18 protein-coding genes and 3 tRNA genes are annotated in these 21,685 nt (G+C 40.5%); 20 read left to right on the forward strand and 1 reads right to left on the reverse strand.

Annotated elements, in window-relative coordinates; all coding sequences use genetic code 11:
* The first annotated feature begins 26 nt into the window (after positions 1-26).
* From AKK44_RS00005 to purH, 16 genes are all read left to right on the forward strand, one after another.
* A tRNA-Gly gene (locus tag AKK44_RS00005) sits at positions 27-97 on the forward strand.
* A gap of 27 nt (positions 98-124) precedes the next feature.
* Positions 125-198: transfer RNA gene (locus tag AKK44_RS00010), tRNA-Ile, on the forward strand.
* Positions 199-203: 5 nt separating this feature from the next.
* Positions 204-291: transfer RNA gene (locus tag AKK44_RS00015), tRNA-Ser, on the forward strand.
* 102 nt (positions 292-393) lie between these two features.
* Positions 394-1,191: a rod shape-determining protein MreC gene (gene mreC, locus AKK44_RS00020; protein ID WP_236686631.1), complete on the forward strand. Its 798-nt coding sequence runs from the start codon at positions 394-396 to the stop codon at positions 1,189-1,191.
* On the forward strand, positions 1,188-1,691 hold the full coding sequence (gene mreD / locus AKK44_RS00025; RefSeq protein ID WP_054277990.1) for a rod shape-determining protein MreD: 504 nt from the start codon (positions 1,188-1,190) through the stop codon (positions 1,689-1,691). Before mreC ends, mreD begins: the two co-directional genes overlap by 4 nt.
* 95 nt (positions 1,692-1,786) lie before the next feature.
* Positions 1,787-3,004 (forward strand): peptidoglycan hydrolase PcsB, encoded by a 1,218-nt coding sequence (gene pcsB / locus AKK44_RS00030; RefSeq protein ID WP_054277991.1) that lies wholly within the window; start codon positions 1,787-1,789, stop codon positions 3,002-3,004.
* A 227-nt stretch (positions 3,005-3,231) separates the two neighbouring features.
* On the forward strand, positions 3,232-4,194 hold the full coding sequence (locus AKK44_RS00035) for a ribose-phosphate diphosphokinase (protein WP_037595625.1): 963 nt from the start codon (positions 3,232-3,234) through the stop codon (positions 4,192-4,194).
* Between the two features lie 215 nt (positions 4,195-4,409).
* Positions 4,410-5,180: a DNA repair protein RecO gene (gene recO / locus AKK44_RS00040; protein ID WP_054277992.1), complete on the forward strand. Its 771-nt coding sequence runs from the start codon at positions 4,410-4,412 to the stop codon at positions 5,178-5,180.
* 97 nt (positions 5,181-5,277) lie between these two features.
* Positions 5,278-6,285, forward strand: a complete 1,008-nt coding sequence (plsX, locus tag AKK44_RS00045; protein WP_054277993.1) for a phosphate acyltransferase PlsX — start codon at positions 5,278-5,280, stop codon at positions 6,283-6,285.
* A complete protein-coding gene (locus AKK44_RS00050) occupies positions 6,278-6,520 on the forward strand; it encodes a phosphopantetheine-binding protein (protein ID WP_054277994.1) in 243 nt (80 codons plus the stop codon). Before plsX ends, AKK44_RS00050 begins: the two co-directional genes overlap by 8 nt.
* Before the next feature lie 153 nt (positions 6,521-6,673).
* A complete protein-coding gene (purC, locus tag AKK44_RS00055) occupies positions 6,674-7,381 on the forward strand; it encodes a phosphoribosylaminoimidazolesuccinocarboxamide synthase (RefSeq protein WP_054277995.1) in 708 nt (235 codons plus the stop codon).
* Positions 7,382-7,481: 100 nt separating this feature from the next.
* The gene (locus tag AKK44_RS00060) at positions 7,482-11,207 is read left to right on the forward strand and encodes a phosphoribosylformylglycinamidine synthase (RefSeq protein ID WP_054277996.1); all 3,726 of its coding nucleotides are present in this window, start codon (positions 7,482-7,484) and stop codon (positions 11,205-11,207) included.
* A gap of 124 nt (positions 11,208-11,331) precedes the next feature.
* Positions 11,332-12,786: an amidophosphoribosyltransferase gene (purF, locus tag AKK44_RS00065; RefSeq protein WP_054277997.1), complete on the forward strand. Its 1,455-nt coding sequence runs from the start codon at positions 11,332-11,334 to the stop codon at positions 12,784-12,786.
* A gap of 115 nt (positions 12,787-12,901) precedes the next feature.
* Positions 12,902-13,921, forward strand: a complete 1,020-nt coding sequence (gene purM / locus AKK44_RS00070; protein ID WP_054277998.1) for a phosphoribosylformylglycinamidine cyclo-ligase — start codon at positions 12,902-12,904, stop codon at positions 13,919-13,921.
* A complete protein-coding gene (gene purN / locus AKK44_RS00075) occupies positions 13,918-14,478 on the forward strand; it encodes a phosphoribosylglycinamide formyltransferase (protein WP_054277999.1) in 561 nt (186 codons plus the stop codon). Before purM ends, purN begins: the two co-directional genes overlap by 4 nt.
* A gap of 82 nt (positions 14,479-14,560) precedes the next feature.
* Positions 14,561-16,108 (forward strand): bifunctional phosphoribosylaminoimidazolecarboxamide formyltransferase/IMP cyclohydrolase, encoded by a 1,548-nt coding sequence (gene purH / locus AKK44_RS00080; RefSeq protein ID WP_054278000.1) that lies wholly within the window; start codon positions 14,561-14,563, stop codon positions 16,106-16,108.
* Positions 16,109-16,187: 79 nt separating this feature from the next.
* Here purH and AKK44_RS00085 read toward each other — a convergent pair whose 3' ends face one another.
* The gene (locus AKK44_RS00085) at positions 16,188-17,333 is read right to left on the reverse strand and encodes an SH3 domain-containing protein (RefSeq protein ID WP_054278001.1); all 1,146 of its coding nucleotides are present in this window, start codon (positions 17,331-17,333) and stop codon (positions 16,188-16,190) included.
* Positions 17,334-17,504: 171 nt separating this feature from the next.
* On the opposite strand from AKK44_RS00085, the gene purD reads away from it, so the two are divergent.
* The 4 genes from purD to purB are packed head-to-tail and all read left to right on the forward strand — an operon-like array spanning position 17,505 to position 21,662.
* Complete coding sequence (purD, locus tag AKK44_RS00090) at positions 17,505-18,764, forward strand: phosphoribosylamine--glycine ligase (protein ID WP_054278002.1); 1,260 nt, start codon at positions 17,505-17,507, stop codon at positions 18,762-18,764.
* Positions 18,761-19,252 carry a 5-(carboxyamino)imidazole ribonucleotide mutase gene (gene purE, locus AKK44_RS00095; protein WP_037595643.1) on the forward strand — a complete coding sequence of 164 codons (492 nt, stop codon included), beginning with the start codon at positions 18,761-18,763 and terminating at the stop codon, positions 19,250-19,252. The genes purD and purE overlap by 4 nt, the downstream gene beginning before the upstream one ends.
* Entirely contained in the window at positions 19,239-20,324 is a 1,086-nt protein-coding gene (purK, locus tag AKK44_RS00100) for a 5-(carboxyamino)imidazole ribonucleotide synthase (RefSeq protein WP_054278003.1), read from the forward strand. The genes purE and purK overlap by 14 nt, the downstream gene beginning before the upstream one ends.
* Positions 20,325-20,369: 45 nt before the next feature.
* Entirely contained in the window at positions 20,370-21,662 is a 1,293-nt protein-coding gene (gene purB, locus AKK44_RS00105; protein ID WP_054278004.1) for an adenylosuccinate lyase, read from the forward strand.
* Positions 21,663-21,685: the final 23 nt, after the last annotated feature.

The raw sequence follows: 21,685 nt of genomic DNA on the forward strand, positions 1-21,685 counted from the left end.
GATTCCGTCTCGCGCCATTTTATATCGCGGGTGTAGTTTAGTGGTAAAACTACAGCCTTCCAAGCTGTTGTCGCGAGTTCGATTCTCGTCACCCGCTTTATAATTTCCAAGGATAACTTGGAATGGGCGCGTAGCTCAGGTGGTTAGAGCGCACGCCTGATAAGCGTGAGGTCGGTGGTTCGAGTCCACTCGTGCCCATATATGGAGAATTACTCAAGAGGCTGAAGAGGACGGTTTGCTAAATCGTTAGGTCGGGTAACTGGCGCAAGGGTTCGAATCCCTTATTCTCCGTCGTTAAACTATGATTATCGATAAGATAATCGTTTTTTTTAATTTCATTTTGTATAGAGGTATCCTGACTTGCATAGAGTAAAATTGTATCGCTTTTTTTTAATGCTAACCATCGCAAGCTTATTTTTTTCCCTCATTTTTATGGTCTATCGCACATCGGTTTCTCCGTATGTTGCCAGTATGCTTCGAAGTCCTATGACTCAGTTTGATTCTTTTGTGTCACGACCTCTTTTTGCTATTAAAGAAAGTATTTCTGAGGGTCATGCATTAATATCGACATTTTCTGATAATAAAACATTACAAAAAGAACTTAAAATTTATAAAGCAAAGGCCTTTAGAGAGAAGAATTTGCAAGCTGAAAATGATGAGTTGAGGCAATTATTGCATCTATCATCCACTAAATGGGATACTGATAAGCCTATTTTTGGAAAAATTATTTCTAGAAACCCTTATAGTTGGAGTCAAACTGTTATTATTGACACCAATGCAACTTCTTTGAAAAAGAAATCTTTGGTAACTTCTGAAGCTGGTTTATTGGGTCAGGTGACCAGTACTAGTAAATCATCTGCTCATGTTGAGTTATTAACGAGTGGCAAAGAGATTGATTTGCCAGTCAAAATGTTATCTGATAAGACTATTATTTATGGTAATTTAAAACAGTTTCAGGTGGACTCTCAAACGATGGTAATTAGTGAATTTAATTCCAATAATCCTGTTTCCTTAGGTACTAAGGTTTACACCAGTGGTTTAGATGGTGAGACATTGGCGGATATTCCAATTGGTAAGGTAGTGGGATTTGTTGATTCACCTGATCGTTTAAAACGACAAATATTGATTTCTTTATTTGCAGATTTCGATCACATTAATTATGTTCTTGTAGCTAGAAAAGGAGAATCATGATTAAGCAAAGAATTTATAGTTTTCCTTTTTTATTTCTGTTTTTTTTGATGGATACTCATATTTCAAATGCAGTCAATGCAATTTTTAGTTCGGAGTATAAGATTTCCTGTCACTTTTTTGTCTTTTTCTTTTTAATATTTTTAGTTCATATGAGTGAAAAGCGCTCAATGCTCTTTTTTGCTACTCTGATAGCATTTATTTTTGATTATTATTATTTTAATCAGTTAGGAATTTTTATCTTTTCTTTGCCTTTGGTGACTTTTTTTATCATTTGTTTGATTCAACTATTTCCTAAGGTTATTGGAGGTTTCCAACTGTTTCTATTATTTTTCATCTTTATTTTCTTACTAGATGTGATGAGTTTTATCGCTGCACGCTATTTTTCTTTGACCCATTTGACGCTGTCTTATTTTCTGACTTTTCAGATGTTGCCAACTTTATTTTTCAATTTCATTACCTTTTTAGCCTTGAAAAACCTGATAAGAAAGCAAAAAGCTTAATTATTACATACAACTGTAACAATTGCGTAACATTAAAACCCTATTTTTTTGGTAGAATATAAGATGTCTTATCGAAAAGGAGTAGTTTTAACATTATGAAAAAAAGAATTCTATCTGCAGTTCTAGTAAGTGGAATAACACTTGGAACAGCAACTACAGTTGGAGCAGAAGATTTTCAAGCGAAGATTGTAGCAAAGGATTTAGTTATTTCAAATCTTAATGCGCAACAGCGTGCTGCTCAAAAAGAAGTACTAGCTTTGGAAAAAGCAGTTAGTTTATTACAGTCTGAGCAAGATAAATTAGCTACAGAAAATACACAACTTAATTTAAAATCAGTTCAATTTGAACAAGAGATTCAAGTATTGGCGAGTCAAATTATTGCGCGCAATGAAAAATTGGATAATCAAGCTCGTAGTGCTCAAAAAAATCGTACAACACAAAGCTATATTAACGCACTTTTGAACTCTAAATCAATTTCTGATGCTATCACTCGTCTTGTTGCTATTAATAGAGCTATTTCGGCAAATGCTAAAATGTTAGAACAGCAAAAATCTGACAAATTAGCAATTGTCGAAAAACAAAAAGCTAATCAGTTGGCAATCAATACGATAGCAACTAATATGGAAGCTATTGAAGCTAATCAAAATGCTTTGAAAACACAGCAAGCTGATTTAAAGGTGGCTACTGTTAATTTAAAATTGGAGCTAACAACGGCGGAAAATGAGAAAGCAACCTTACTTTCTCAAAAAGCAGAAGCTGAAAAAGCGGCCGCACAAGCAAAAGCAGAAGCTGAAAGAGCAGCTGCTGAAAAAGCCGCACAAGCAAGTGCACAAGCACAATCGGTACAGAGGGCGCAGGCAGCAGTGGTAACGATTGCTCCTAGTACGCCTGCAGCTACACCTGCTCCTAGTACGCCTGCAGCTACACCTGCTCCATCAGCAATGGTTGCTACACCTGTTGTTTCAAGACCACAAGTTTCTTATAGCTCAGGAAACACTTATCCTATCGGGCAGTGTACTTGGGGAGCTAAGTCATTGGCACCTTGGGTTGGTAATAACTGGGGAAATGCTAACCAGTGGGGAGATAGCGCACGTGCCGCAGGGCATTCTACAGGCTCAACTCCAGTAGTTGGTTCGGTTATTGTTTGGCCATATGACGGTAATGGTTATGGGCATGTTGCTTATGTTACCTCAGTATCTGGTTCGACAATTACTGTTATGGAATCTAACTACTCAGGAAATCAATCTATCGGAGATTACCGTGGTAGCTTTGATGTCAATGCATCTGGCTCACACTACTTTATTTACCGTTAACAGAAAATATATCATAATTGATAAAGAGGGAACACTAGTGTCCTCTTTTTTTATATGATAAGAAAAGAAAGATTATCTGATTATTTTTTGTACCTGTCTTTGCTAGACTATCATAAGCAGCTGTGAAGAGAATGACTTACGATATTTTTAATGTTTTCTTTAATTTCATTTGATAAATTGGTTAAAAAGCGTTAAAATGGTATAGGATTAAAACTTTGGAGGAAAAAATGTCTTATTCTGATTTAAAATTGTTTGCGCTTTCGTCAAACAAAGAATTAGCGGAAAAAGTTGCTTCTGCTATGGGGCTTCAATTAGGTAAGTCTACGGTACGTCAATTCTCAGATGGTGAAATTCAGGTAAACATCGAAGAATCTATCCGTGGGCACCATGTGTTTATTTTACAATCAACGAGCTCACCAGTTAATGACAATTTGATGGAAATTTTAATCATGGTTGATGCTTTAAAACGTGCTAGCGCTGAAAAAATTTCTGTTGTGATGCCTTATTATGGTTATGCTCGTCAAGACCGTAAAGCGCGTTCGCGTGAGCCAATTACATCTAAATTAGTTGCTAATATGCTAGAAGTTGCTGGAGTTGACCGTTTATTAACAGTAGATTTACACGCTGCACAAATTCAAGGCTTCTTCGATATTCCTGTTGACCATTTGATGGGAGCACCTCTTATTGCCGATTATTTTGATCGTCATGGTCTCGTGGGTGAAGATGTTGTTGTTGTTAGTCCAGACCATGGTGGTGTGACGCGTGCTCGTAAACTAGCACAATTCCTCCACACACCAATTGCTATTATTGATAAGCGTCGTAGTGTTGATAAAATGAACACTAGTGAAGTGATGAATATTATTGGTAATGTTAAAGGTAAAAAATGCATTTTGATTGACGATATGATTGATACAGCTGGTACCATTTGTCATGCGGCGGATGCTTTAGCCGAAGCTGGTGCAACAGCAGTTTACGCTTCATGTACCCACCCTGTATTGTCTGGTCCAGCATTGATGAATATTGAAAAATCAGCGATTGAAAAATTGATTGTTTTAGATACCATTTATCTGCCAGAAGAACGCCTCATTCCTAAGATTGAACAAATTTCAATTGCCCACTTAATTGCTGAGGCGATTATCCGCATTCACGAAAGACGTCCACTTTCTCCACTTTTTGAAATGGGTAAATAATGATCAAACAGTTTGGGAATCAGTTATTCTCAGACTGTTTTATTTTAGAGAATTTTTAAGGTGCCTTCGAGCCTGTGGATAAATTGTGGATAACTAAAAATCATGAAAAGAGCAGCACTTTGTGTATAATAAGAGTGGATAAGCCCATTTTATGATAAATTGGGAAGCTGTGCTAATGAGTAGAATTGAGAACAAACTAAATTTTGTGGGGAATTATGCAAACGATAGAATCACTTGGAGTTATTCTTTATAATAAAAATTACCGAGAAGATGATAAATTAGTCAAAATATTTACAGAAATTTCGGGTAAGCGGATGTTTTTCATCAAGCATGTGAGTCATTCAAAGCTATCCTCTGTGATTCAACCATTGACCATTGCGGAGTTTATTTTGAAAATCAATGATTCAGGCTTGTCTTATATTGAAGACTATAATCATGTCGTAACGTATCGGCGAATTAATGAAGATTTGTTTCGACTATCTTATGCGTCATATATTTTGTCTTTAGCAGATGTTGCCATTTCAGATGGAGAGCCTGATCCACAACTGTTTTCGTTTTTAAAGAAGACACTTGATTTAATGGAAGAAGGTCTAGATTATGAAATTTTGACTAATATTTTTGAGATACAACTGTTGGGTCGTTTTGGCATCCAGTTGAATTTTCAACAATGTGTTTTCTGCCATCGGCAAGGACTACCATTTGATTTTTCGCATCAGTATTCGGGTGTCTTGTGTCCACAACATGTCCACGAGGATGACCGGCGTTATCGATTGGATCCTAATGTGATTTATTTATTGGGGCGATTTCAGACAATTCGTTTTGAGGAGTTGCGAACAATCCAGTTAAGCAAAGAGATGAAACAGAAGCTACGTTTTTTTATCGATGAGTTGTACGATAATTATGTAGGCATTCGATTGAAAAGCAAGCAGTTTATTGATGATTTGGATAAATGGGGTGACGTCATGAAAGAAAATGATAAGCCTTAATACTAAGGATAATGTTACTGTTTTATGGGAAATATAAGTGTAATATGCTATAATAAATACACTATTTTCATCATAAAAATAGGTTAAAGGAGCAAAAATGAAGAAAATTGCTATAGACGCTATGGGGGGGGATAATGCCCCTAAAGCTATTGTTGAGGGTGTTAATAAAGCTATTCAAAGCTTTTCGGATATCGAAATTCAGCTTTATGGCGATGAAGAAAAAATTAAACCTTATTTAATTGAGTCTAATCGTGTTTCTATTATTCATACTGATGAAAAGATTCATTCTGATGATGAGCCTGCTAAAGCTATCCGTCGTAAAAAAAATTCTTCGATGGTTTTAGCCGCAAAGGCTGTTAAAGATGGTGAGGCAGATGCTATTCTCTCTGCTGGAAATACTGGTGCACTATTGGCGGCAGGGCTCTTTGTTGTTGGGCGTATAAAAGGAATTGACCGTCCAGGTTTGATGTCTACAATGCCAACCATGGACGGTAAAGGTTTTGATATGTTGGACTTAGGAGCTAATGCGGAAAATACGGCAGCTCATTTACATCAATACGCTGTTTTGGGTTCTTTTTATGCCAAACAAGTGCGTGGTGTTGCTAAGCCCCGTATTGGTTTGCTCAATAATGGCACTGAAATGACCAAGGGAGATGCTCTAAGAAAAGAAACTTATGAGCTCTTAGCTGCTGATACTAGCTTGCATTTTGTTGGTAATGTGGAGGCACGTGATTTGATGTCAGGAGTTGCGGATGTCGTTGTTGCAGATGGTTTCACAGGAAACGCTGTGCTGAAATCTATCGAAGGAACAGCAATAGCTATAACAGGGCAATTAAAAGAGGCGATTAAGTCTGGTGGTTGGAAAGCTAAAATGGGTGCTTTTTTCTTGAAGGACAGCCTTTATGATTTGAAAAATACTTTGGATTACTCGAATGCCGGTGGTGCTGTTTTATTTGGTTTGAAAGCTCCGCTGGTAAAATCACACGGTTCGAGTGATGCCAAGGCTATTTTCCACACCATTAAACAGGTTCGTGTCATGTTGGAGACAGACCTTGTTGGACAATTAGCGACAGCCTTTTCTAAGGAGGCTGAAAAGAATGACTAAAGAAGCAATTTTAGAAAAGTTGATATTGTTGATGCGTCAACAAAAAGATAACTTAGATAGTCAGATTACCGAAAAAACTCATCTGAGAGATGATTTAGGAGTTGATTCCATTGAACTGGTGGAATTTGTGATTAATGTTGAAGATGAATTTGGGATTGCTATTCCAGATGAAGATATCGATACAATGACCTCCATAGGAGAGTTGGTAGATTATTTGGTAGTCCGTTTACACTGAGGTCAAAAAGTATAAAAGAGCTGCAGCTCTTTTTTTTGTGATTAAAAACGAACATTTAGTTATTTTGATTGGTAAAAGTAAATAAAAATATTGAATATTTACTCTCTATATGGTATCCTTTAATAAAAAAGCGCACGAAAGGCGAACAATTAAATGTCAAACCAACTTATTTATTCAGGTAAAGCAAAAGACATCTACGCTACAGAAGATGAGGATGTTATTTTATCGGTTTATAAAGACCAAGCTACGATGCTCAATGGTGCTCGTATGGAAACCATTGCTGGAAAAGGTGCTCTTAATAATCAGATATCATCTCTGATTTTTAAATGGTTGAATGCTGCGGGCGTAGCCACTCATTTTATTAAGCAAGTCTCTCAGACAGAACAATTGAATAAGAAGGTTCGGGTCATTCCTTTGGAGGTTGTTTTACGCAATGTGGTTGCAGGTTCTTTTGCGAAACGCTTTGGACTAACAGAAGGCGATTTGCTAGAATCACCTATTATTGAGTTTTATTATAAGAGTGATGCTTTGGATGATCCTTTTATGAATGACGAGCACATCAAATGCTTAAAACTTATCAATGATGACGAGATTGCTTACATTAAAAAGGAAACCCATCGTATTAATGAGCTACTTAGTGATTGGTTTAGTAAGGTTGGTCTGACATTGATTGATTTTAAACTTGAGTTTGGCTTTGATAAGGATGGCAATATTGTCTTGGCAGATGAGTTTTCTCCTGACAATAGTCGCTTGTGGGATGCTGATGGCAATCATATGGACAAGGACGTCTTTAGACGCCAGTTGGGCAGTTTGACAGATGCTTATCAGATTGTACTTGACCGATTAAAAGCTCTCGACTAATTGATATTCTCTTGCTGTTACGTTCTCGTAAGATTAGGACATTAGGCAGTGTTACGATTCAATACTTAGACCAAACCCGTTAAATAAAAAGGAACCAGACATGAATAAACGTATTTTTGTTGAGAAAAAATCAGATTTTCAGATTAAGGCTCAATCATTGCTAAAAGAATTAACCCATCACTTACAATTAAAAACAGTGACCGACTTACGCATTATCCAAGTCTATGATGTTTTTAATTTGGCAGATGATTTAGTGGCGCGTGCGCAAAAGCATATTTTTGCTGAGCAAGTGACGGATCATTTATTGACAGAAGAAGCTGTGCAAGATGCATTGGATAGCTACACTTTCTTTGCTATAGAGTCTTTGCCTGGACAATTTGACCAACGCGCAGCAAGTTCAAAAGAAGCTTTATTGTTATTAGGTAGCTCTAGTGATGTCCATGTGTTCACCTCACAGCTTTACTTGGTGAATAAAGACAGTGATGCTACTGAAGTAGAAGCGTTAAAACAGTATTTATTAAATCCAGTTGATTCGCGGTTCAAAGATATTACGGCAGAACTTGTTTTTCATGAATTTTTAGCATCTGAAACAACAATTCCACGACTAGACGTGTTTGAAACCTACGATGCCGAGGATTTTGCTCGTTACAAGTCGGAACAAGGTTTGGCTATGGAGGTAGCTGACTTACTCTTCATTCAAGATTATTTCAAGTCTATTGGGCGAGTTCCGACCGAGACAGAATTGAGAGTTTTAGACACTTATTGGTCAGATCATTGTCGTCATACGACTTTTGAGACAGAATTAAAGACAGTTGATTTTTCGGCTTCTAAATTTAAAGACCAACTCCAAGCGACTTATGATAAGTATTTAAACATGCGTGAAGAGCTTAGACGCTCGGAAAAGCCACAAACATTAATGGATATGGCTACTATTTTTGGACGATATGAGCGTGCACAGGGACGATTAGATGATATGGAAGTATCTGACGAAATCAATGCTTGCTCAGTTGCTATTGAGGTTGATGTTAATGGTGTCAAAGAGCCTTGGCTTTTGATGTTTAAAAACGAAACTCATAATCACCCAACAGAAATTGAACCTTTTGGAGGCGCTGCTACCTGTATTGGTGGAGCCATTCGTGACCCATTGTCAGGTCGTTCGTATGTTTACCAAGCGATGCGGATTTCTGGAGCAGGAGATATCACCGAACCTGTATCCGAAACACGCAAGGGCAAGTTGCCACAACAAGTGATTTCCAAAACAGCTGCTCATGGGTATTCTTCATATGGTAATCAAATTGGCTTAGCCACGACATATGTCAAAGAGTATTTTCATCCAGGGTTTGTCGCTAAGAGAATGGAACTCGGAGCTGTTGTTGGTGCCGCTCCTAAAAGAAATGTTGTCCGTGAAAAACCAGAAGCAGGAGACCAAGTGATCCTTTTAGGAGGAAAAACAGGTCGTGATGGTATCGGTGGGGCTACAGGATCGTCTAAGGTTCAAACGATTGAGTCTGTAGAGACTGCAGGAGCAGAGGTTCAAAAAGGTAACGCTATCGAAGAGCGTAAAATTCAGCGTCTTTTTCGTGATGGTGATGTAACACGCCTCATTAAAAAATCAAATGATTTTGGTGCAGGAGGTGTTTGTGTTGCTATCGGTGAATTAGCTGATGGTCTTGCCATTGACCTCAATAAAGTTCCTTTAAAATATCAAGGCTTAAACGGGACAGAAATAGCCATTTCAGAATCACAAGAACGCATGGCGGTTGTGGTTGCTCCAAGTGACGTTGACAGTTTTATTAGAGCATGTCATAAGGAAAACATTGATGCTGTTGTGGTTGCAACGGTTACTGAACGACCAAGTTTAGTCATGACCTGGAATGGTCAGACCATTGTTGATCTTGAACGCTCATTTTTAGACACGAATGGTGTGCGCGTGGTAGTAGATGCAAGAGTTGTTGATAGCAATACTGCCTTACCAGAACAACGCAAGACATCATTAAATACCTTAGAAGCTGATACGATAGAAGTTTTATCAGATCTTAATCATAGTAGCCAAAAGGGCTTACAGACTATTTTTGATAGTTCGGTTGGCCGTTCAACGGTTAATCACCCTCTGGGAGGTCGTTATCAAATTACACCGACAGAGGCATCCGTTCAAAAGCTCCCCGTTCAGCATGGGGTCACAACGACTGCTTCAGTTATTGCGCAAGGATACCATCCTTATTTAGCAGAATGGTCTCCGTATCATGGTGCAGCATATGCTGTGATTGAAGCAACTGCACGATTGGCAGCAGCAGGAAGCCGTTGGTCTCAGGCACGTTTTTCTTATCAAGAATATTTCCAACGAATGGACAAGCAAGCAGACCGCTTTGGTCAACCTGTTTCAGCCTTGCTTGGTTCGATTGAAGCGCAGTTGCAATTAGGGCTACCTTCTATCGGAGGTAAGGACTCTATGTCAGGTACTTTTGAAGAATTGACTGTTCCACCAACCTTAGTTGCATTTGGGGTGACAACAGCAGATGTTAATCATGTGTTATCACCAGAATTTAAAACCGCTGGGGAATCTATTTACTATTTGCCAGGGCAAATTCTTTCAGAAGACATTGCCTTTGATGTGATCAAACGGAATCTTGTCACCTTTGATGTCATCAAAGAAAAGCATCAAATTACCTCAGCTTCAGCAGTAAAATATGGAGGCGTGGTAGAGGCTCTTGCTTTAGCAACATTTGGTAATCGTATTGGAGCAAATGTCGTGTTGTCAAACTTAGATCAGGCATTGAGTGCACAACTAGGAGGCTTCTTATTTACCTCAAAAGAAGTGATTTCCGAAGCTATTAAAATTGGAGAAACGGTCTCTGAGTTTCAGGTGCAAGTAAATGAGTTAACCATGTCAGCAGACAAACTCTTAAAAGCATTTGAGAGGACATTAGAAGACGTTTACCCAACAGTGTTTGAACAGTCAGACCTTTTAGAAGAAGTACCCGCTGTTGTATCATCGTCAGTGATTAAAAACCAAAAGAAAGTTGCAAAACCATTGGTTTATATTCCAGTATTTCCTGGAACAAACTCTGAATACGATTCAGCTAAAGCTTTTGAGCAAGCTGGAGCAGAAGTTGCGCTCGTACCTTTTGTGACCTTAGATGAAGCAGCTATTGAAGCTTCTGTGGTTGAGATGGTAAAACATATTCAAAAAGCACAGATTCTTTTCTTTGCAGGAGGTTTCTCAGCAGCGGATGAGCCGGATGGATCGGCAAAATTCATTGTTAACATCTTGTTAAACGAGAAGGTTCGCCGTGCGATAGATGCTTTTGTTGATCGTGGTGGTCTAATTATTGGTATCTGTAATGGTTTCCAAGCTCTTGTCAAATCAGGTTTATTGCCTTATGGAAACTTTGAAGATGCTAATGAAACCAGTCCAACCCTCTTTTATAATGATGCCAACCAACACGTTGCCAAAATGGTTGAAACAAGAATAGCCAACACCAACTCTCCATGGTTGAATGGGGTAGCAGTTGGTGACATTCACTCTATCCCAGTGTCACATGGCGAAGGAAAATTCGTGGTTACTGCGAAAGAGTTTGCAGAGCTAAGAGCTTATGGTCAAATTTTTAGTCAATATGTTGATTTTTCAGGTAAACCAAGTATGGATTCGAGGTATAATCCTAACGGCTCTCTCCACGCTATTGAAGGAATCACAAGTCGCAATGGTCAAATTATTGGGAAAATGGGGCATTCTGAACGTTATGAAGACGGTCTCTTTCAAAATATTCCTGGTCAAAAAGATCAACAGTTGTTTATATCAGCAGTGAATTATTTTACGAAAAATTAAGCTGAACCATTTGGTGATTTCAAAACAGAATCAATGTCTAAGTCTTGACTGTTATGAGACAGTCAAGGAGTAGCGCTGATTATTAAAAATAAAGGGTAAAAGCCCTACTCATATAGAGGTAAAAATGACATACGAAGTAAAATCTCTCAATGAAGAGTGTGGTGTTTTTGGGATATGGGGTCATCCTCATGCCGCTCAAGTCACCTATTTTGGACTACATAGTCTACAACACCGAGGTCAAGAAGGAGCAGGGATTGTTTCGAATGATCAAGGACAACTCCATCAGCATCGAGATATCGGCTTATTATCAGACGTCTTTAAAAATCAAGATGATTTAAATAAATTAACCGGAGACTCAGCGATTGGGCATGTTCGCTATGCAACTGCGGGAACAGCATCAATCAATAACATTCAGCCCTTTTTGTATCAGTTTACAGATGCTCAATTTGGTCTTTGTCACAATGGAAATCTAACCAACGCCCTCTCATTGAAAAAAGAGCTAGAACGTGAAGGAGCCATTTTTAATGCCTCGTCTGACACAGAAATTTTGATGCATTTGATTCGTCGAAGCCATCATCCTGATTTTATTGGCAAGGTCAAAGAAGCACTAAATACGGTCAAGGGTGGTTTTGCTTACCTACTCATGACGGAGGATAAGTTGATTGCAGCGCTTGACCCAAATGGGTTTAGACCTCTTTCAATCGGGCAAATGAAAAATGGTGCTTGGGTGGTCTCTAGTGAAACCTGTGCTTTTGAAGTTATTGGAGCGCAGTGGGTACGAGATGTTATGCCTGGCGAGATGATTATCATCGATGATACAGGAATCACGTATGACCGATACACGACTGAGACCCAGTTAGCGATTTGTTCTATGGAATACGTCTACTTTGCACGTCCTGATTCTACTATCTATGGGGTTAATGTCCACACCGCTCGTAAAGAAATGGGAAAAAGGCTGGCGCAGGAATTTAAACATGAAGCAGACATAGTGGTTGGTGTGCCCAATTCATCTTTGTCAGCAGCCATGGGGTTTGCAGAAGAATCGGGTCTTCCAAACGAAATGGGACTGGTCAAGAATCAATACACCCAGAGGACCTTTATCCAGCCAACTCAAGAGTTGCGTGAACAGGGTGTTCGTATGAAATTATCAGCTGTTTCAGGAGTTGTTAAAGGCAAGCGCGTGGTAATGATCGACGATTCCATTGTTCGTGGAACCACTTCGCGTCGTATTGTCAATCTATTGCGTGAGGCAGGTGCAACAGAGGTGCACGTTGCTATTGGCAGTCCTGAATTAAAATACCCGTGCTTTTATGGGATTGATATTCAGACCCGACGGGAATTGATTTCTGCCAATCATACGGTAGATGAGGTTTGTGACATTATTAGAGCAGATAGCCTTACCTATTTATCCTTAGACGGTATGGTAGACGCTATCGGTTTGGACACAGATGCCCCTAATGGTGGTTTGTGTGTGGCCTACTTTGATGGCAAATACCCAACGCCACTGTATGATTACGAGGAAGAGTACCTTCGTAGTTTGGAAGAAAAAACCAGTTTTTACATTGAAAAAGTAAAATAGCGACAAGGGATTTTTGAGAGATGAGGTTATCAGCTTCTATTTTGAGGCTATTGCCAGAGGTTTCTCTTAAAAAAGTTTCTTGCGCTGCTATTTTCAAAACAGAAAGAAGAAAAATATGTCTAAAAATGCTTATGCTCAGTCAGGTGTTGACGTTGAAGCAGGTTATGAAGTTGTTGAACGAATCAAAAAGCACGTCGCTCGCACGGAACGCGCGGGTGCTATGGGTGCTCTAGGAGGCTTTGGGGGCATGTTTGACCTGTCGCAAACAGGTGTCAAGGAACCTGTCTTGATTTCAGGTACAGATGGTGTAGGCACAAAACTCATGCTAGCCATTCAGTACAACAAGCATGATACTATCGGTCAGGATTGTGTTGCCATGTGTGTTAATGACATCATTGCAGCAGGAGCAGAGCCACTTTATTTTCTAGACTACATTGCCACAGGAAAAAACGAACCAGAAAAGCTTGAGCAAGTGGTCGCTGGTGTTGCAGAAGGGTGCGTTCAAGCAGGAGCAGCACTCATTGGTGGTGAAACAGCTGAAATGCCTGGCATGTATGGTCAAGATGATTATGACCTTGCAGGTTTTGCGGTAGGTATCGCTGAAAAATCACAAATTATTGATGGTAGTAAGGTCGCTTCGGGAGACGTTCTTCTCGGTCTTGCTTCAAGTGGTATCCACTCAAATGGTTATTCCTTAGTTCGTCGTGTTTTTGCAGATCATACGGGTGATGAGATGCTTCCGGAATTAGATGGCAAAGGCTTAAAAGAAGTGCTTTTAGAGCCGACACGTATTTATGTTAAAGCGGTACTTCCTTTGGTTAAAGAAGGCTTGGTAAACGGGATTGCACATATCACAGGTGGTGGTTTTGTTGAAAATATTCCTAGAATGTTTAGTGACCACTTAGCTGCTGAGATTGATGAGACTAAAGTACCTGTGCTACCAATTTTCCAAGTGATTGAGCAATTAGGAGACATTGATCATCATGAAATGTTTGAAATCTTTAACATGGGAATTGGACTAGTGCTTGCGGTCAAACCAGAAAATGTTGAGCGTGTCAAAGCATTGCTTAATGAACCAGTTTATGAGATTGGGCGCATTGTCGATAAAACGACTGAGCGTGTTGTGATTAAATGAATAAAAAGATAGCTATTTTTGCATCTGGCAACGGGTCTAATTTTCAGGTAATTGCAGAACAATTTCCGGTTGCCTTTGTGTTCTCAGATAAACCTGACGCATATGTGCTAGAGCGAGCCCGTATTTTGGGAGTGCCAGCATATCATTTTGAGCTTAAAGCATTTGAGACAAAGCAAGCCTATGAAAATGCTTTGGTGAGTTTGCTAGAGGAGCATCAGATTGATTTGGTGGTTTTAGCAGGATATATGAAAATTGTTGGTGAGCGCTTGTTAGCGGCTTATGAAGGACGAATGATTAACATTCACCCAGCTTATTTACCTGAGTTTCCGGGCGCCCATGGGATAGAGGATGCTTGGGATGCTGGAGTTGCTCAGTCTGGGGTGACGGTACATTGGATTGATGGTGGCATTGATACTGGTCAAATCATCCAACAAGTACGCGTGCCACGCCTGGCAGGTGATTGCTTTGAAGACTTTGAAGCAAGAATTCACGACGCAGAGTATAAGCTTTATCCAGAAGTCTTGATGGCTCTAGGTGTTGAAAAAAAGCCTCTCTAGCAGACGAGCAAGGACCGAATCTTTGGTAACTTCCTGTATGACGTAGGGTTACTAGCTGTATTTTAATTAAGGAGAATAAAAAATGACGAAACGTGCACTAATTAGTGTCTCAGATAAAACGGGGATTGTAGATTTTGCTCAGGAACTAAAAAACCGTGGTTGGGAAATCATTTCCACAGGAGGCACAAGAGTAGCTTTAGAAAAAGCAGGTGTCACGACTATTGCGATTGATGATGTGACGGGTTTTCCTGAAATGATGGATGGACGTGTCAAAACTCTCCACCCGAATATTCACGGTGGTTTGTTGGCGCGTCGCGATTTAGACAGTCACCTAGAAGCTGCTAAGGCTAACAATATTGACTTGATTGATCTTGTGGTGGTTAACTTGTATCCGTTTAAAGAAACCATTGCACGACCAGATGTTACCTACGGACAAGCGGTTGAAAACGTTGATATTGGTGGTCCTTCGATGCTTCGGTCTGCAGCAAAAAACCATGACAGCGTGACAGTGGTTGTTGACCCAAGTGACTACACAGGTGTTCTTGCAGAGCTAAGAACTGATGGGGAAACGACTTATGAGACACGTCAGCGGTTAGCAGCTAAGGTTTTTCGCCATACAGCAGCTTATGATGCGTTGATTGCTGAGTATTTTACAGCACAAGTTGGAGAAAACAAGCCCGAAAAACTGACATTGACTTATGATTTGAAGCAAGAAATGCGTTACGGGGAAAACCCACAACAGCATGCTGATTTTTATCAAAAGGCTTTGCCGACAGCATACTCGATTGCCTCAGCTAAGCAACTAAATGGCAAGGAATTATCATTTAATAATATTCGTGATGCAGATGCAGCGATTCGTATTATTCGTGATTTCAAAGACCGCCCAACAGTTGTTGCCCTCAAACACATGAATCCTTGTGGCATTGGGCAAGCAGGGGATATTGAGACGGCTTGGGACTTTGCTTATGAAGCAGACCCTGTGTCGATTTTTGGTGGCATTGTGGTTTTGAATCGCGAAGTAGACGCAGCGACCGCTCAAAAAATGCATGGCATCTTTTTAGAAATTATTATTGCACCAAGTTATTCTGACGAAGCGCTAGCCATTTTAACAACGAATAAAAAGAATCTTCGTTTGCTAGAATTGCCATTTGATGAGCAGAATGCTAGTGAAATAGAAGCTGAATATACAGGTGTTGTTGGAGGCATGCTGGTCCAAAATCAAGACGTTATTGAAGAAAAAGCAGAGACATGGCAAGTAGTGACCAAGCGTCAACCAAGTGAGCAGGAAAAAGAAGCCTTAGAATTTGCCTGGAAATCCATTAAATATGTCAAGTCAAATGGTATTTTGATTGCCAATGATCACATGACATTGGGTGTAGGACCTGGTCAAACCAACCGTGTGGGCTCTGTTCGGATTGCTATCGAGCAAGCTAAGAATCGTTTGGAAGGCGCAGCCCTAGCTAGTGATGCTTTCTTTCCTTTTGCTGATAATATTGAAGAAATTGCTGCCGCAGGCATTAAGGCTATTATTCAGCCTGGTGGTTCTATTCGAGACCAAGATTCTATTGATATGGCCGACCAACATGGCATTACAATGGTCTTTACAGGAGTGAGACATTTTAGACATTAAACTCATTAACATCATTTTCTGATAAAAAATACCGTTTGACGCGATTGGTCAAACGGTATTTTAATGTTTAGTTGAGTGTTTAGATTTTTTTGGCCTTGTCTGTACTTACCCATGTTCCACGTGAACCAATTTGGACATAAATACCATTCGATGGTTTGTCAACTTTTAGAACCTTATAGGTTCCAGGAATAGAGAAGTATTCACCTGGTCGAAGGATCTGGTCTCCAGTAATATTGCCAGCAGCATCGGTTTCATTGACAGGGGTTGGGTCAATGAGGTTATAGTGAGTGGGATCACCTCCTGCTAAACTAGCACTAGTGACGAGATTTCCTTGGACACTAGTGACTTGGAAAGCCTCAGGAAATGATACGGTGTCGCCTACTGTGATATTGACAGTGACCGTTTCAGAAACAGACGGTTTACTTGGCGAAGGCTGTTCTGCTATTTTTCGGATAGGGATATAGCGACGATTTCCAGAAAAGCTAAGGTAGCTAATCCATTCATAGCCCTCGGCTGTCACGACTTGATCATAATGAACGGATTGCCCAGTATCATAGTGAGTCAAATCAGGGCTTGATAATTTGGGTTCGCCTTTAATAGGACTTTTACTTGTGAAATGGTAGGTTCCGCTTTGTGCAAGTGACGTTGCGGTTTCAGGTTTTTCTTGGCTAATCGGCTGAACCTGATGACTAACTATTGTGTTGAGGTCTTTAAAGTGAATATAGCCACTCACATGATTTTTATGAATTGTTCGTTTATGGTATTTTTCGGGACCTTGCCCAGCGTTGTAATTATATTCTTCAATAGTGACGTAATCGCCCTTGATATCTGCGACCCAAGCCACATGACCATATAAAGCATGAGACTGATTGATGCCTTTGTCCCACCAGGCAACCGCACCAATTTTTGGGGTTTTATTGACTTGATAGCCTTGGTTTCTGGCAATATGTCCCCAAGAATCAGCGTTGCCATACCCTCTTGGGAGACTAAACCCGTTAGCAGAGCTCAATCGAAAAGCTACAAATGAGGTGCATTGGCGCAAATACATGTTCCAAGAGTCAATGCCAAACCCTTTCTTCCACTTAGTCGGGTAATTATCTCCCAAAACGGCAGCATGAACAACACCAGACGGAGTGGTAGTAAAGGGAGATGCCAGAGATGATACGGCACCATTAAGACTTAAAAGGATTGCTCCTGAAACTAAAAATTGACGATATGTTTTCATTCATTTCCTCCTGTAACTTACTATTCGAAAGACAAGAGAGAAAAAGATGAGTCTTTTTCAAAAATTAGAAGCAATCAATAGGGGTTGTCAGATGATTACTAGCATAATCTTTCTTTTTTACGAACAAATATGTTATAATATCTATATAAAATTCGTATTATGGAGTGTGTCATGAAATTACTTGTTGTGGGTTCTGGTGGTCGCGAACATGCGATTGCTAAAAAGTTACTGGATTCTGATTGTGTTGATACTGTGTTTGTAGCGCCTGGAAACGACGGGATGCTTACTGATGGTATAGAAATAGTAAATATCGATATTTCCGAACATTCCGCTTTGATTGATTTTGCAAAAACTAATGAAATCGCATGGACTTTTATCGGACCTGATGATGCATTAGCAGCAGGAATTGTTGATGCGTTTAACCAAGCAGGTCTCAAAGCATTTGGACCAAGTCGCTTGGCGGCAGAGCTTGAGTGGTCTAAGGACTTTGCTAAGGAAATCATGGTCAAATACAAGGTACCAACCGCAGCCTATGCCACATTTTCAGATTTTGATAAAGCAAAAGCCTATATTGAACAAAAAGGAGCGCCAATTGTGGTCAAAGCCGATGGCTTAGCACTTGGAAAAGGTGTTGTGGTGGCAGAAACAGTTGATGAAGCTATCGCTGCTGCAGAAGAAATGCTCTTAGACAATAAGTTTGGAGATTCTGGGGCAAGGGTTGTTATTGAGGAATTTCTTGTTGGCGAAGAGTTTTCACTGTTTGCCTTTGTCAATGGGGACCAATTTTATGTGATGCCACCCGCTCAGGATCACAAAAGGGCCTTTGATGGTGATCAGGGACCTAATACAGGAGGTATGGGAGCTTATTCACCAGTACCACAGTTGCCTCAATCAGTAGTAGACACGGCTATCGAAACCATTATCAAACCAGTTTTAAAGGGTATGATTGCAGAAGGTCGCCCTTACTTAGGGATTTTATACGCAGGGCTTATTTTAACAGCTGATGGGCCTAAGGTCATTGAGTTTAATGCACGGTTTGGTGACCCAGAAACACAAGTCATTTTGCCACGATTGACCTCGGATTTTGCACAAAATCTGACTGATATTCTTATGAAAAAAGAACCTAACATCACTTGGTCTGAACATGGCGTAACCCTAGGAGTTGTTGTAGCTTCAGAGGGGTATCCGATGGTCTATGAAAAAGGTGTCAGCTTACCGCCTAAAACAACAGGAGAGGTTGTGACTTACTATGCAGGGGTAAAAGGTTCTGAAACAGGCCATGAACTAGTGTCCAATGGTGGGCGTGTTTATATGTTGGTAACATCAGAAAAAACCGTCAAAGCTGCACAAGACACGATATACCAAACCTTATCACAACAAGAAACAACTGGTTTATTTTACAGAACAGATATTGGGAGCAAAGCCTTATGAGTCAACTAACGATTTCAATTATTATGGGAAGCAAGTCGGATTGGCCGACGATGGAAAAAGCTGCAGCTATTTTGGACGAGTTTGGTGTGGCTTATGAGAAACGGGTGGTTTCGGCTCATAGGACACCAGATCTTATGTTTACTTATGCCGAAGAAGCACGAGCACGCGGCATTAAAATTATCATTGCAGGAGCAGGTGGGGCAGCCCATTTGCCAGGTATGGTCGCTGCAAAAACGACACTGCCAGTCATCGGTGTGCCCATTAAGTCAAGGGCTCTTAGTGGAATTGATTCGCTTTATTCTATTGTACAGATGCCAGCAGGAGTACCAGTGGCAACGATGGCTATCGGAGAGTCAGGCGCTAAAAATGCAGCCTTGATGGCCTTGCGTATCTTATCTATTGATAATCAACAGATAGCTCAAGCGCTAGCTGATTTTCATAAAAGAGAAGGGCAACTAGCAGAGGAGTCTACTCATGAGCTTAACTAAAACAATTGGCATCATTGGTGGTGGTCAATTAGGGCAAATGATTGCTATTTCAGCGATTTATATGGGGCACAAGGTTGTGACACTAGACCCTTCAGCGGACTGCCCTGCTGCGCGTGTGAGTGATGTTATTGTGGCGTCCTACGATAATGTAGAGGCTCTAAAACAGCTAGCAGAGCGTTGTGATGTCTTGACCTATGAGTTTGAAAATGTTGATGCAGATGCTCTAGATGCTGTTGTTTCAGAGCAACAGTTACCACAAGGGACCGATTTATTGCGTCTTTCTCAAAATCGTATTCTGGAAAAAGAGTTCTTGACTCAAAAAGCTGATGTGGCAGTAGCCCCATACAGAGTCATTACATCAAGTGCAGACTTGAGAGGCATTGATTTGTCTAAAACGCATGTTCTTAAAACAGCAACAGGCGGTTACGACGGCCACGGACAAGTGGTGATCAGATCTCAAGAGGATTTGGCAGCGGCGAGCAAACTAGCAGATTCAACAGACTGTGTCTTAGAAGAATTTGTAGCCTTTGATCTTGAAATTTCAGTCATTGTTTCTGGGAATGGCACTGATCTAACTGTTTTTCCAGTTCAAGAAAACAGCCATCGTAACAATATTTTGTCAAAAACAATTGTTCCAGCACGTATTTCAAAAGACTTGTCAGAAAAAGCCCAAGCAATTGCAGTTAGCATCGCTAAGGCATTGCATCTCTCAGGAACTCTGTGTGTGGAGATGTTTGCGACAGTAGATGCTATCATTGTAAATGAAATTGCCCCACGCCCCCACAATTCAGGGCATTATTCGATTGAAGCCTGTAATTTCTCACAGTTTGACACGCATGTCTTGGGTATTTTAGGAAAGGCTTTGCCAGAGATTAGTCTCCATGGCCCAGCTACCATGCTAAACATTCTAGGACAACATTTGGCAGAAGCTCAGCGATATGTCGCCAAAAATCCTAGCGCCCACCTTCACCTTTATGGTAAACTAGAAGCGAAACATAACCGTAAAATGGGACATGTGACCGTGTTGAGCCATCTACCAGATGAGGTGGCAGAGTTTGGAGTCGAAGAGTAGCAGTTGCTTTTCACCATCAAAAAAATAAAAAGATAGAGGAAAAACATGATTGAACGTTATTCACGCCCCGAAATGGCGGCGATTTGGAGTGAAGAAAATAAGTACCGTGCTTGGTTAGAAGTTGAGATTTTGGCTGATGAGGCTTGGGCTGAGTTGGGTGAAATTCCTAAAGAAGATGTGGCAAAAATCCGTGAAAATGCGGACTTTGATATTGACCGCATCCTTGAAATTGAGCAAGAAACCCGTCATGATGTGGTAGCTTTCACTCGTGCGGTATCTGAAACACTTGGCGAAGAGCGCAAGTGGGTACATTACGGACTGACCTCTACCGATGTGGTAGATACTGCCTATGGTTACCTCTATAAACAGGCTAACGACATTATCCGTCGTGACCTTGAAACCTTTACCCAGATTGTTGCTGACAAGGCTCGTGAGCACAAATTAACTATTATGATGGGACGTACCCACGGTGTCCATGCTGAGCCTACAACTTTTGGGTTGAAACTTGCCACATGGTATAGTGAAATGAAGCGTAATCAAGAGCGTTTTGAGCATGCTGCTGCTGGCGTTGAGGCTGGAAAAATTTCAGGAGCTGTTGGGAACTTTGCCAACATCCCACCATTTGTAGAAGAATACGTCTGTGAAAAATTAGGTATTCGTCCACAAGACGTGTCTACTCAGGTGTTACCTCGTGACCTACATGCGGAGTATTTTGCAGTGCTTGCTAGCATTGCAACTTCTATTGAACGCATGGCTACAGAAATTCGCGGGCTACAAAAATCAGAGCAGCGCGAAGTCGAAGAATTCTTTGCTAAAGGGCAAAAAGGTAGCTCAGCTATGCCTCATAAGCGCAATCCAATTGGGTCTGAAAATATGACAGGACTTGCGCGCGTGGTTCGTGGGCATATGTTAACAGCTTACGAGAATGTTGCACTTTGGCATGAGCGTGATATTTCACACTCATCTGCAGAGCGCATTATCACACCAGACACGACCATTTTGATTAACTACATGCTTAATCGCTTTGGCAATATTGTTAAAAACTTAACCGTATTTCCAGATAATATGCTTCGCAACATGAATTCAACCTTTGGATTGATTTATAGCCAACGGGTCATGTTAACCTTGATTGAAAAAGGCATGACGCGAGAAGCAGCCTATGACCTTGTGCAACCAAAGACAGCTTATTCATGGGACAATCAGGTAGACTTCAAGCCACTTCTTGAAGCTGATGACCAGGTGACCTCTTTGCTGACTCAAGCAGAAATTGATGACCTGTTCAATCCTATTTACTACACCAAGCGTGTGGATGACATTTTTAATCGACTAGGACTATAAAAAGGGGGCAACTGCCTCCTTTT

This window comes from Streptococcus phocae (assembly GCF_001302265.1).
Lineage (GTDB): Bacteria > Bacillota > Bacilli > Lactobacillales > Streptococcaceae > Streptococcus > Streptococcus phocae.